This is a genomic window from Luteibacter sp. dw_328 (assembly GCF_018449605.1).
GTDB lineage: Bacteria > Pseudomonadota > Gammaproteobacteria > Xanthomonadales > Rhodanobacteraceae > Luteibacter.
Window position 1 is genome coordinate 562,821 of sequence record NZ_JAAVUW010000002.1, and the last position, 12,264, is coordinate 575,084.

Here is a 12,264-nt window from a genome sequence, read left to right on the forward strand (position 1 = left end):
CCGAACCCTGCAGGTCACCGAACCCTGCTGGGTAGGAGCCGATTCATCGGCGATGGCCGCGGCAGCGGCCGCACTGGCCGTCAGGTGTACTCGACGGCCAACACCGCGAACCGCGTACGCCCACCCGGCAGATCGGCGTCGAACTCATCGTCGACGCGCTTCTTCAACACCGCGCGCGCCATCGGCGAATCGATGCTGATCCATCCCTTCCGGGCATCCGTCTCGTCCGGTCCCACGATGCGGTAGCGCACCGTCTCACCGGTCTCGACGTTCTCGATGTCCATCGTCGCGCCGAAGAAGACAGCGTCCCGCTGCGAGGCGACAGCCTCGACCACCTGCAGTACCGGAATACGTTTGCTCAGGTAGCGCGCACGGCGATCGATCTCGCCGAGCTGCTTCTTTCGATAGGTATATTCCGCGTTTTCGGAGCGGTCGCCTTCCGCCGCCGCTGCGGCCAGCGCCTTGACGACCTCGGGTCGCACGGTGTGCCAGAGATGGTCGAGCTCACTCTTCAAGCGCTCGAAGCCGTCACGCGTGATGATCGCCGTCGACGAGGGCGCAGGTGGACGCCAGCGACTCATGTCGACACCTTGCGCATCGTGCCGAGGGTATCGAGCAACGCCTCGATGTCGACACGGAGCGGATGATCGGGATACGCGGCCAGCAGTTGTCGTCCCAGTGCGGCCGCTTCGGCGGGCTCACGCTGGCGTTCGTGCATGCGCAGGGCGAGCAGGCCGTAGTGGGGTGCGCCCATGTCGCCGGGCCAGCTACGCAGGTAGCCAAGCGCGAGGTGGAGGGCGAGGCGGGTCATCCCGCCGTGGGCCGCCGTGTCCGCAAGAGGTCCGCAGGTAAGCGTGGCATCGGGAAGAAAGACAGGATCGACGTCGATGCAGTCCTGGACCACGCCGAGCGCGCGACGCTCTTCCCGCGCCTGGACGAGTGCGGCGATCCATATCTGGCCATGCACGAGCAGCTCGGGAAGGCGACCCTGCACGCGCAGCAGTTCGCGATAACGCGTGTGCATCGCCACGGGCGCGATGCCCTCGCGCAGCCGCTCGGTGAGGATATCGGTGGCGCCGGGGATATCGTCGCGGGCGATCAGGTTTACGTGCCCAAGCAATGCCACGTCATCGTCCGGATTCGCGGCATCGGCGATCACCTCGGATTCGGGCTGGTAACCCAGCGTTTCGTGGCGATGGTGGATAAGCGCACCCATGAGGTGAAAGGTGTAGATGGTGAGGTAATTGGCGATGACGTAGAACACGGCCGTACCCAGGAACGCGGGACCGTGCTCGGCCAGGGCATACAAGGCGCCGGCCTGGAGCAGCGTGGCCGCTGTGACGACCACGAACAACAGCAGGTAGTCGCTTCCAAGGCGTCCGACCACCTTGATCCAGGTCAACGGATTCAGCGCCGCCTCGACGCCGTCAAAGGTCAGCGACATCGTCATGATCGGCAAGACGAAGGCAAACACCGGCAAGACCAGTAGCCCCGGGGCGCCGAAATAAAGGGTCGCGAGCACAGCGAGGGCATTGCCCGTGAGCTGGATGACGATAAGGGCGATGCTGGTGCGGTCGTCCGTGTTGAGTGCCACTTCCGGTGGATCGGCGAAGCCATCGGCGGTATGCCGCAGGCACTCGATGGCATAGGTATAGGTCGCGACCCAGCCGAAAAACATGACGATCAGGCGCAGGAACGTGATCGGGAAAAACGTCAGCAGCTCGAATGCCGCGACGGCGAGGATTGTGACCGGTGCGGCACCCCGGAACGGGTAACGCACGCCGAGGAGGATCCGTTGCGCGAAGGGCGTGCTGGCATCGGCAAGTGCGTGTCGCGGCATGGTCAGCGCTTTCCGCCGAAAATGCTGCCGAGGATGCCGCGTACGATCTGCTGCCCGGCGCGCGAGCCGGCCGTGCGCACCACGGACTTGGCCATGGTTTCGATCATGCCCTGGCGACGGCTGGTCCCGAATACGGCGTCCCGTACGGCGCTGCTCCACCCCGCGCCGGAGGCTGCTTCGTCGCTTTTGCCTGCCGTGGATCGGGCCGCAGGCACATCCGGCGCACTCTTCTGCGAGGCACGTGCCGCCAGCATTTCCTCGGCGGATTCGCGATTCACCGTCGTATCGTATTTGCCGCCCACGGGCGAGCGCGAACGCACGGCCGTGCGTTCCTCGGCCGTGATCGCACCGATGCGGCAGACGGGCGTTGCCACGAGCACTTTCTGCACCGGCGATGGCACGCCGCCTTCGCCAAGCGTCGAGGCGAGGGCTTCGCCCGTGCCGAGCGTGCCGATGGTTTCGACCACGTCGAGCTTCGGGTTACGCGCGAACGTTTCCGCAGCGGCCTTCACCGCCTTCTGGTCGCGCGGCGTGAAGGCGCGAAGGGCGTGCTGCACGCGATTGCCGAGCTGGCCGAGGATGTCGCCCGGGACGTCGTCCGGATTCTGCGAGCAGAAATACACGCCCACGCCCTTCGAACGGATGAGCCGCACGACCTGTTCCACGCGCTGGCGAAGTGCGGGAGGCGCATCGTCGAAAAGCAGATGCGCCTCGTCGAAGAAGAAGACCATCTTCGGGACATCCAGGTCGCCCACTTCGGGCAACTGTTCGAACAGCTCCGAAAGCAGCCAGAGCAGGAAGGTGGAGTACAGGCGCGGCTTCATGATGAGCGCTTCGGCCGCCAGCACGCTGATGACGCCGCGGCCACTCATGTCCTGGCGCATCAGGTCGGCCAGTTCCAGCGCCGGCTCGCCGAAGAATGAGTCCGCACCGTCCTGCTCCAGCCTGAGCAGGGAGCGCTGGATCGCGGCGACGCTCTGCGCACTGATCAGGCCATATCGCGAGGAGATGTCCTTCGCGTGGTCGGCGGCGAAGCCGAGGATGGACCGCAGGTCGGCCAGGTCGAGCAGCAGCAGGCCTTCGTCGTCGGCGACGCGGAAGACCACCTCGAGCACGCCTTCCTGGGTGTCGTTCAGTTCGAGGATGCGCGAGAGCAGGGTCGGGCCCATCTCCGAGACGGTGGCGCGCACCGGATGGCCAAGCTTGCCGTAGATGTCCCAGAACACCACCGGATTGGCCTGGGGCTTCCAGTCGGTGAGGCCCAGCTTCGCGAGGCGGGCGGTGAGTTTGTCGGACGGGGCGCCGGCCGCCTGCGACAGGCCGGCCAGATCGCCCTTGGCGTCGGCCAGGAAGCAGGGCACACCGAGTCGGGAGAAGCCTTCCGCCAGCAACATCAGCGACACGGACTTACCCGTACCGGTGGCGCCGGCGATCATGCCGTGCCGGTTGCCGTAGCGGGAATCCAGTTCCACGGCGGCCTCGTCATTGCGGCCGATCAGGATGTTTGGCATGGCTTCGTCCTTAAGGATGTCCTGAACAAGTTTACGCAACAGTGCGCCGTTACGGAGATTTCCTCATCGCGACGCTTGAGTCGCAGAGGCACCAGGGGTAACGTGACCGCCATTGTCTTACCCCGAGTCCCGCATGTCTGTTCGCGTCCCGCGCCCCCTTCTATTCCTGCCACTGGCGATCCTCGCCGGTTGCGCTTCCGGTGGCGCTCCGCGTCCGGGCAAGGCCGCAACGCCCGAGGTCAATGCGTTGTACGACCGGATGAACCAGGCAAGCAAGGGCTACGAGTCCTCGATCGACCAGGCGCGCCGCGGCGATACACCCCAGGCGGCACAGACGCGCAAGCAGGCCCTCGACCAGCTCAAGGACGCCTCGGCCCGTTGTGGCCTGACCCCGGGTTGCGACCCGCAGCGCTTCGCCGCCGTTTTCGATCGCCTGCTGCGCCTGAAGGACGGCAGCTTCATCGAGGGTGAGGACGCCGACGACACCGAGCAGGGTGCCGAGGTCGGGGCCCAGCCGGGCGATACCTCCGGTACCGTCGCGGTGGGTACGCTGCCGCAGGCACAGCGCAGCGTGACCATGCTTCGCGGCCAGCAGTTCTCCGACATGATGGTGATGAACGGCCCGGTCAAAGCCGCACTCGAGATGTGGCTGACCCAGCTGCGCCCGAACCTCATGGACGCCTACGTCAATTACCAGATGATGCGCTACAAGATGTGGCCGGCCTATAAAAAGGCCGACCTGCCCGAGGCCCTGCTGTTCGGCATCATGGCCAAGGAATCCGGTGGCAAGGTACACGCCGTGTCGCGTTCCGGCGCGTCCGGCCCGCTGCAGTTCATGTATGCGACCGGCCTGCGCTTCGGCCTGTCCAATGCGGACGGCTTCGACCAGCGCTTCGATCCGACCATGGCCGCACAGGCCAACGCCGAATACATCGACGAGCAGCTCGGCGCGTTCAACAACAATCTCGAGATGACCCTGGCGGCCTATAACGGCGGGGAAGGGCGCATGCGCCGCATCGCCGCCGGCAGCCCGGGAGCCAGCTTCTACGACCCGCAGATCTACGGCCAGATGTCGGCCGAGACGCGCGACTACGTGCCGATGGTGCTCGCCGCCGCCTGGCTGTTCCTGCACCCGGACAGCTACCACCTGAAGTGGCCGAAGATCGATGGCGAAGGCGGGCAGATCGTACTCAAACGCCCGGCCTCGCTGTCCGAACTCACGGTTTGCCTGGGTTCGGCCGAGGACATGCAGCAGGGCTGGTTCCGCACGCTGCGCAACCTCAATCCGCGCCTCGATCCGCAGGTCAGCCAGCCGGTAGGTGCGCGGCTGGAAGTGCCCAAGCAGCTCGAGAAGGCTTACGCGTCCAGTTGCGCCGACGGTCCGTGGCCGATCCTCGCCAGCGACCTGCATAACGCGGTAAAGATCATCGCGCCGCCTCCGCCCGCGGCTACCTCGGCGGCACTGGCCAGCAGCTCGTCGCCGGGCTCGTCATCGTCGTCGTCGAAGTCCTCGGGGAGCTCGTCGAAGAGCTACACGGTTCGTCGTGGGGACACACTGGTCAGTATCGCGCGCAAGAGCAGCTGCGCGGATGTCGACGACATCGCGAAGATCAATGGCCTCAAAGGCCACGCATTGAGGGTGGGTCAGTCGATCCGCGTACCGGTCTGCCGCTGATGCGGCAGGCGCCTCACGCTACGGCGTGAGGTTCCATCCAACGGTCGCTGGCATCGCCGCTGCGGCCGGGAGCCGAGAGCTCCTTGATCTGACGCATCAGGCGGAGGATCTGCCGATGCAGGTCTTCCATGTTCGGCCGACGGGCATCGAGCGTCTCGTGATAGACCGAGGCGATCCACAGGGCCACGCCACGGGTGGCAATCAGCGGGTTTTCCGACCGGGCTTTGCCCAGGCCGATGTCCGGACCGTGCCCGTAGGTGCTGTAGCGTTCTTCCGGCGGTGTGCCGTACAGATGGGGGAAGTCACAGGCGGCTGCCTGCTCCATTTCGCGCCGGACCAGCTGTTGCAGGTCGGCATGCGTGCGGACTGGCAGGGCCAGGACCACGCGTTCGATATCCGCGAGCTGCCTGCGGAGGCGAATTTCGCGATTGACGGCAATGAGATGGCTGACGAGACGCATGGACGACTTCCCCTAGACGGATGCTTCTTCGGTCCAGGCCCTTCCCCCGAGGGGCACCAGAAGCCCGAAGCATACGCTGCCCATACGTCAAATGTAAGACGTTTTCGTCACAAAGTGACGCCTGCCGTCATGTCTGTGACGGGGCACCCACCCAGCGACCGATGCGTTGTCCGACGACAACCTGCTGTTGTGGCTGGAGGGCATCAAGCTCGTAACCCTCCGGCAGCAGCAGGATAACCGTGGAACCCATGTTGAACCGGGCCATTTCGGCAAATCTCTCGAGGCGGATATCGCGGCCGGCGCAGTCCACCCGGATGATGTCCGAGGCGTAAGGCGGGATGGCCATGCCGTCCCAGACCGTCGCCACGCTGGATACCAGGATGGCACCGACCATGACCGAGACGAAGGGACCGTGCTCGCCCTGGAACCGGCAGACCAGACGCTCATTGCGGGCGAACAGGCGCGGGATGTCGGCGACGGCAAACGGAGCTACGCTGAAGATGCGCCCCGGCACGTGGGTGGTCCCGGTGAGCTCGCCTGTCAGCGGCATGTGCACCCGGTGGTAGTCGCGGGGCGACAGGTAGATCGTGGCGAAGCTGCCGTTGCGGAACGGTGCGGCCGCGGCTTCGTCGCCGAGGAGCTCGGCAGCCGTGTAGTCCTGACCCTTGGCCTGGAAGATCCGGCCGTCGCGAATGCGTCCCGACTGGCTGATCCGACCGTCGGCAGGGCAGAGGATCGTCTGCGGGTCCGGATCGGCGCTGCGGGCCCCGGGCTTCAACTTGCGGGTGAAAAACGCATTGAAATGCGCATAGCTGAGCGGGTCCGGCTGGGCGGCCTGGCTCATATCCACGTCGTACCGCTGCACGATCTCCCCGATCAGGAAATTCTTCCATGGGGCCCACTCCCACCGGGTCGCCCAATAAACGATGCGCGACAGGAAGCGGTGCGGGAGGATGTACTGCAGCAGGACGGTTGGCTTCATCGGCGGGAGTATAGGGGAGGACGCGGCGACGTTCAGCCCGTTACTTCCGTTCACGTTTTGTGATCCCTGCATCCACGTTTCCTTCATGGGCGCGCGCTTATCAAGGGCCCACGGGGCGATTCGCAACGATAACGTGCGAATCGCCGCTTCGCGCGTGGGTCGATGGTGACCACGGCCGGAGCGGAGGGAAGGGGGACTTCCGCCTTGCTGGCGATCAGGGATGTCAGGACGTGCACCACACCACCGGGACGCGGTGGAACGGGGTACGCGACGATGAAAAAGCAGCACGCGACGTTCGGTCGCCCGCGGTCGGCGATCCGCAGGCACGATGTTTTGTTTCTTGCCGTGATGGCTGCCCTGGCCTCGATTCCCTGGCGAGCTCAAGCGCAAACCGTGACGCTCCCTGGTTACGACCCGACGGTCAATGACAACCTCGTGGGTCAGACCGTCGTTCCCGGCGGCGGAACGGTCACGCTATCCGGCCCGCAGCTCTTTGCTGCCGGCGACTCCGGCACGCGCAACACGACGCTCGGTGCCCTCGATTCCCTGGGCCGGCTGATTTCCGGTACGCAATGGATCGGCGCCGCGCGCCTCAATCCCGGAAGCCAGAACTTCGGCGTGAGCGTGCCCGATCCGATCACGGGTGGACGGCGGGTGGTGTCGACGTATGCCACGGCCAACCTCAATCCGACGGCGCCCGTGGACCTCAATACGACGGTCCCCGATGTCGTCAACGTGAACAACCAGCAGTACATCAACGCACGTGTCGGCACGGTCACTGCGGCGGGCGGGACGTTGACCGTCAACATCGGCACCGCCGGCGCTGCGAGCACGGCCGCCACGAACGGCTGGACGATGGCGGCCAAGCAATCGTCGCTGTTCTATGCCGACGGCACCGGCACGGCCGCCAGCAACATCGACTGGACCTCGAATAACCGGATCACCTTCACCGGCGCGGTAGCCAACCCAACGGTTCCCAATACATTCGGCGTGTCCTTCGTCGCCCACTACGGCGGGACGTTCAACGTCACCACCAGTGACGGGGTGACCTCGTCGCACACGGTGAACAACGACGCCGATTTGCGGACCTACAACAACTTCCTGATCGCCCAGCTGCAGGCCGGCAACCTCGATCCAGCGCAGTACAACACGCTGTTCTCCCGCGGCTATACGTCCACGACGGAACAGATTACCTACGGACAGAGCGCTGATAGCCCGCCCGACGAAGTCGCCCAACCCATCGGCAATCGCATCGTGATGCACCTGGTGGGAGCGAATGCACACGGAACGATTGCACCGGGCGCCACGCTTGAAGTGGTGAACGCAAACAATGGCGCGGTGCGCGGTGAAAGCGGTGCCACGGTGACCATCCAGGGCACGCTGGCCACGACGCATACGACGGGCGACGGCTCGGCCGTCATCCTCACCACCGGTAGCTCGGGGACAAACAGCGGTGTGATCAACGGGAACTTCTTCCGCACGGCGGCGGGCGCGGTGACCAACGGCGAGTTTGGTTCCAACGTGGTCGATGTGCAGTCGAACAGTACGTTCGCCAACAACGGGATCATCAACCTCGCGACGGGAAACTCCAACGGCGCAGGCAAGTCGACGGGCATTCGCGTCGGTGCCGGCGCAAGCGCCACCAATAGCGGCATCGTCAACGTCGGGGTCACGGGCTCGCGCTCCAACGGCTCGATGGACGGCATCTACCTCAACGATGCGACCGCGAACTTCATCAACACGGCCGGCGGCACGATCTACATAGGACGGGGCCCGCAACAGGATCCGGCGGTGGCACCTGCTGATGTCGCGATCAACCAGCAAGCGGTCACCACCGGCATCAATGTCGCCGTGGGTGGCACGGTGAACAACCAGGGCAACATCACCATCGGCAGCCTCACGCAAAATGCGGCAGGCATCCTGGTGACATCGCCTACGGCAAACGTCACTAGTTCCGGCACGATCAACGTGAACGGTCGTGCGGCCGCCGTTCCCCGCGAAAACGATGGCATCCTCGTGCAGAACGGTGGTGTCAGCGGCACGGTGGTGAACAGCGGCACCGTTAACGTCAACGGTGTGAATGGCGTCGGTATCAAGGCGCTTTCAACCACCGCCGCCGCTTCCACGGTCAGCTCGACGGGGACCATCAACGTCAGCGGCGGGGGCGATCCGTCCAGCGGGACACGCAACTTCGGTGTCTGGGCGGAGGGGCAGGGTACGGGGACGGCACGCGCGAATGTACTAGGGCCCGTGAACCTGCTGGGCGACGGTGCCATCGGCATTCATGCACGCGGTCGTGCGACGGTCACCGTAGCCGCCGGTGCTGCACCGGCCTTTTCCAGCGGCACAAAGCAGATCGGTTTCTTTGCGTTCGGAAACGACGCGCATATCAACGTCAACGGTGGTTCCAACCTCGATGTGTCGACTGCACAGTCCACGCTGTTTCGCCTCGACAGCGGCGCAGACTTCGACGGTACCGGCCTGACCATGAGCGCGTCGGGGGCGCAGTCCACCGGCATTCTCGGTAGCGGAACAGGGTCAGTGCTGAACACCCGCAACGCGAACATCACCGTGTCGGGCGCCGCTGCGCAGGGCGTCGTGGCCGAAGGCGGTTCGGCCGCGACGATCGACGCGGCGACGACCATGTCGCTGACCGGCGTGGGTGCCATCGCCGGCGTCGCGGATGGCCAGAAGCATGACCTTACCGGCGCGAACAGTGGCTCGGTGGTGCGCAGTACGTCACTCAAGAGCATGGCTAGCCTGACCTCTCCGCAGAGCGGCGTGACCGGGTACATCGCCCGGAACGGTGCATCGTTGTCGAATGCCGGCGTGGTGAACTTTACCGGCGCGAACGCCACGGGCTTCATCGTGGAAACCAATGCGGCGGCGACCAATAGCGCGGCCGTCAATCTGAGCGGCCCGGCGGCGACGGGAGCCATCCTGCGCTCGGGTGGCACGTTCGCGAACAACGGCACGATCCACGTTTTGAGCGGAACCGGCGTGCGCGTGGAGGGAGCGGGCACGCAGCGCCTGAATCCGGCCGGGTCCATCATGGTGGACGACGGCCTTGCCGGCGTGCAGTTGATCAGCGGCGCGGGCCTCGCACTTGGCAGCGGCGATTCGGCGATCGTCACCAACGGGTCAGCCCATGGTGTACTGCTCGACGCGGGTGCGACGTCGTTGACGGCTTCCGGCACGACGATCACCACGCTGGGAACCGGCAACGCTATCGAGAACGCGGCCGAGATCGGGGCCATTACGCTCAGTGGTGCGACCTTGCACGTCGTCAATGGCGCTGGCCTGCGTACCGCCACATCGATCGATCCGGCCTCGACGGCGACGGTCCAGGTGGACGGGGCGGGCGTCGGTTACGCGTTCCGTCGTGCAGATGGCAGTGCGGCGAGTACCAATCTCGTTACCGGCCCGGGCTTCGTCATCAACGGTAACGGTGCCGGCGCGACGGGCATCCAGGCATTGACCAACGGTGCAGTCGCCAGCGCAGCGACCGTGAACATCCTCAATGCGGCGGGTGGCCCCGCGCTTCTCGCAGGCACGGCCTCGTCGGTGACCAACAGCGGCACCCTGAATTCGGTAAGTACGACGGCGCCGGTGGTGGACCTGTCCAACGGTACGGGTACGAGTTTCAGCAACAGCGGGGCAATCACGGCCGTGTCGCCGGCGGCTGTGGCCGTCCTCGGTAGCGCGGGTGACGATACGGTCAACATTACCGCGGGATCGATCCAGGGCGATGTCGCCACCGCCGGTGGGAGCGATAACGTCACCTGGAGCGGTGGCACCCTCAACGGGGGTATCACGATGGGCGACGGCCCAAACAATGTAGCGACCATCGGCAACGTCGACACGTCCAGCACGTATCACCTGCTGGCCGGAACGGGTGGCGGCAACACGCTCACTTTTGACGGCACGCAGGCGCGAGGTGGCTCCTTCGCCACGGACACCCTCGGCAAAGGCATCAACCTCGGCAGCGGCTGGAACACGATCACCTTTGCCAATGGTGCGGCGTTCACCCTGACCGATAACGTGCACCTTGCCAACAGCGACGTAATCATCGATCCGACGTCCACGCTGTTTGCCGGAGACAACGTGCATCCGGTGATTTTTGGTGCTGCGCCTGGTTCGGCCAACGTGAGCAACGCGGGCACCATCGATCTCACCAACGGAGCGGGTTCGCCAGGGAATACCCTGGACATCGACGGTTCGTACAGCGCCAGTGGTGGTCGCATCAACCTGGTGACCGACCTCAACGAGGGCGGGGCGCTCGGCAACCAGTCGACCGACCGCCTGCTCGTGCGGGGTGACGCCAGTGGCGAGACGCTCCTCAATATCACGCCTGCCACGACCAGTACGGGTGCGCTGACCGATCTCGATGCGAACGGCTATGTCAGCGCGAACGAAGGTATTTCGGTCGTGCAGGTGGCGGGTGCTTCGACAGGCGGGGCGTTCCGCCTCAACGGCGGATATCTCGCCGTAGGGCCGTGGCAGTACGGACTGTATGCCTTCGCGCCCGGCAGTAGCGATGCGTCGCAGCGCGTCGTCACCGGTGCCACCTCAGGCAACAACTTCTGGGACTACCGTCTCGCCAACATACTGGTCTGCGACGGCCCGTGTCCCGCGCCCACGACGATCACACCGGCTCCCACACCCCCTGCGGGTGCGCCTTACGTGGCGCCCCCGTCTCCGCCAGGGACCACACCGCCTCCCGCCGGATCGCCACCCGGGACGCTTCCCACCGTGCCCACAGTGGCATCGTTACCGTCGGCGAATGCCCGCCGGGCAGTCGTTCCGCAGGTGCCGGCCTATATCGTTTCGCCCTCGGCACTTGCGATGTACAGCTATCAGAACGTCGATAACCTGCACCGTCGCCTCGGCGAGATCCGAGATATGGATGGTAAGGGTGAAGGGCTGGGCGGAGAAGCTTTCGTGCGTTTCATCGGTGGCGACTACACGTATTCCACCGATCGCTCCTTCAAGGAATTCGGCTACGACGCCGACGTGGATACGCGCGCCGTACAGGTCGGCACGAACATCTTCGCCCTGGATACGGACAGCTCGGCATTGCGCGCCGGTGTCGCGTACACCCATGGCACGACGACGCTCGACCCGAAGGCCGTGGATGGCCACAGTCACGCGAAGTTCTACGGTAACTCCGTCGCCATGTTCGTCACCTGGCAGCGCGCGAACGGCTTCTATGTCGACGTCGTGGCTTCGGGTGACCGGCAACAGGGCGATGTCGACACGGCGCGCGCGAAGAGCGAAGCGCGTTTGCGTGCGTCCGGGTGGACGGGCTCGGTGGAGACGGGGTATCCGTGGCGCTTCGACGACGGATGGGAACTCGAGCCGCAGTTGCAGTTGTCACGCCAGAACATCAGCCTGCACGACCAGGTCGATCGCGATGGGGTGACCACGCACTTCCAGACGTTCGAGCAAACCATCGGCCGGGCAGGGCTGCGCTTCGACCGCACCTGGGTCAGCGACACCGGGCGCAAGGCGACGCCGTACGTGCGGGTGAATTACATCCGCGGCTGGGGCGGCAACGCGAAGGTGGACGTCGGCGCGGAAGGGCTCGATCTGACCCAGGAGTTCACCGGCGGCAGCTTCGGGCGCATGGGTGAGATCGGTTTCGGCGGCACCGTGGGTTGGGCAAATCGGTTGTCCGTCTACGGCGAGGCGGACTGGCAGAAGAACCTCGGCGATGCTGGGACACGCGGTTGGGGTCTGAATCTGGGAGCACGCTGGGATTTCTGACGGCGATGCTCTTGCCCTTGTAGGAGCCGA

At 65.3% G+C, this 12,264-nt stretch carries 7 protein-coding genes; 2 read left to right on the top strand and 5 right to left on the bottom strand.

Annotated features, from left to right (window positions below; translation table 11 throughout):
- Nucleotides 1-80: 80 nt before the first annotated feature.
- From greB to HB634_RS07265, 3 genes are read right to left on the bottom strand one after another with little or no spacing between them, the layout of a single operon-like run.
- Nucleotides 81-581, bottom strand: a complete 501-nt coding sequence (gene greB / locus HB634_RS07255; protein ID WP_063574115.1) for a transcription elongation factor GreB — start codon at nt 579-581, stop codon at nt 81-83.
- Complete coding sequence (locus HB634_RS07260) at nt 578-1,840, bottom strand: hypothetical protein (RefSeq protein WP_213948108.1); 1,263 nt, start codon at nt 1,838-1,840, stop codon at nt 578-580. The genes greB and HB634_RS07260 overlap by 4 nt, the downstream gene beginning before the upstream one ends.
- Before the next feature lie 2 nt (nt 1,841-1,842).
- Nucleotides 1,843-3,351: a helicase HerA-like domain-containing protein gene (locus tag HB634_RS07265; RefSeq protein ID WP_213948109.1), complete on the bottom strand. Its 1,509-nt coding sequence runs from the start codon at nt 3,349-3,351 to the stop codon at nt 1,843-1,845.
- A gap of 133 nt (nt 3,352-3,484) precedes the next feature.
- On the opposite strand from HB634_RS07265, the gene HB634_RS07270 reads away from it, so the two are divergent.
- Nucleotides 3,485-5,026, top strand: a complete 1,542-nt coding sequence (locus tag HB634_RS07270; RefSeq protein WP_213948110.1) for a transglycosylase SLT domain-containing protein — start codon at nt 3,485-3,487, stop codon at nt 5,024-5,026.
- 13 nt (nt 5,027-5,039) lie between these two features.
- Here the strand turns inward: HB634_RS07270 and HB634_RS07275 are convergent, their stop codons facing one another.
- Nucleotides 5,040-5,486 carry a hypothetical protein gene (locus tag HB634_RS07275; protein WP_063573830.1) on the bottom strand — a complete coding sequence of 149 codons (447 nt, stop codon included), beginning with the start codon at nt 5,484-5,486 and terminating at the stop codon, nt 5,040-5,042.
- A gap of 127 nt (nt 5,487-5,613) precedes the next feature.
- Complete coding sequence (gene asd, locus HB634_RS07280) at nt 5,614-6,468, bottom strand: archaetidylserine decarboxylase (protein ID WP_213948111.1); 855 nt, start codon at nt 6,466-6,468, stop codon at nt 5,614-5,616.
- Between the two features lie 273 nt (nt 6,469-6,741).
- On the opposite strand from asd, the gene HB634_RS07285 reads away from it, so the two are divergent.
- Nucleotides 6,742-12,234 carry an autotransporter outer membrane beta-barrel domain-containing protein gene (locus HB634_RS07285; protein WP_213948112.1) on the top strand — a complete coding sequence of 1,831 codons (5,493 nt, stop codon included), beginning with the start codon at nt 6,742-6,744 and terminating at the stop codon, nt 12,232-12,234.
- The last annotated feature ends 30 nt before the right edge of the window (nt 12,235-12,264 follow it).

Bases quoted from the DNA above. Each gene is read 5' to 3' on its own strand.
- greB (WP_063574115.1), bottom strand. From the start codon at position 581: ATGAGTCGCTGGCGTCCACCTGCGCCCTCGTCGACGGCGATCATCACG.
- HB634_RS07260 (WP_213948108.1), bottom strand. From the start codon at position 1,840: ATGCCGCGACACGCACTTGCCGATGCCAGCACGCCCTTCGCGCAACGG.
- HB634_RS07265 (WP_213948109.1), bottom strand. From the start codon at position 3,351: ATGCCAAACATCCTGATCGGCCGCAATGACGAGGCCGCCGTGGAACTG.
- HB634_RS07270 (WP_213948110.1), top strand. From the start codon at position 3,485: ATGTCTGTTCGCGTCCCGCGCCCCCTTCTATTCCTGCCACTGGCGATC.
- HB634_RS07275 (WP_063573830.1), bottom strand. From the start codon at position 5,486: ATGCGTCTCGTCAGCCATCTCATTGCCGTCAATCGCGAAATTCGCCTC.
- asd (WP_213948111.1), bottom strand. From the start codon at position 6,468: ATGAAGCCAACCGTCCTGCTGCAGTACATCCTCCCGCACCGCTTCCTG.
- HB634_RS07285 (WP_213948112.1), top strand. From the start codon at position 6,742: ATGAAAAAGCAGCACGCGACGTTCGGTCGCCCGCGGTCGGCGATCCGC.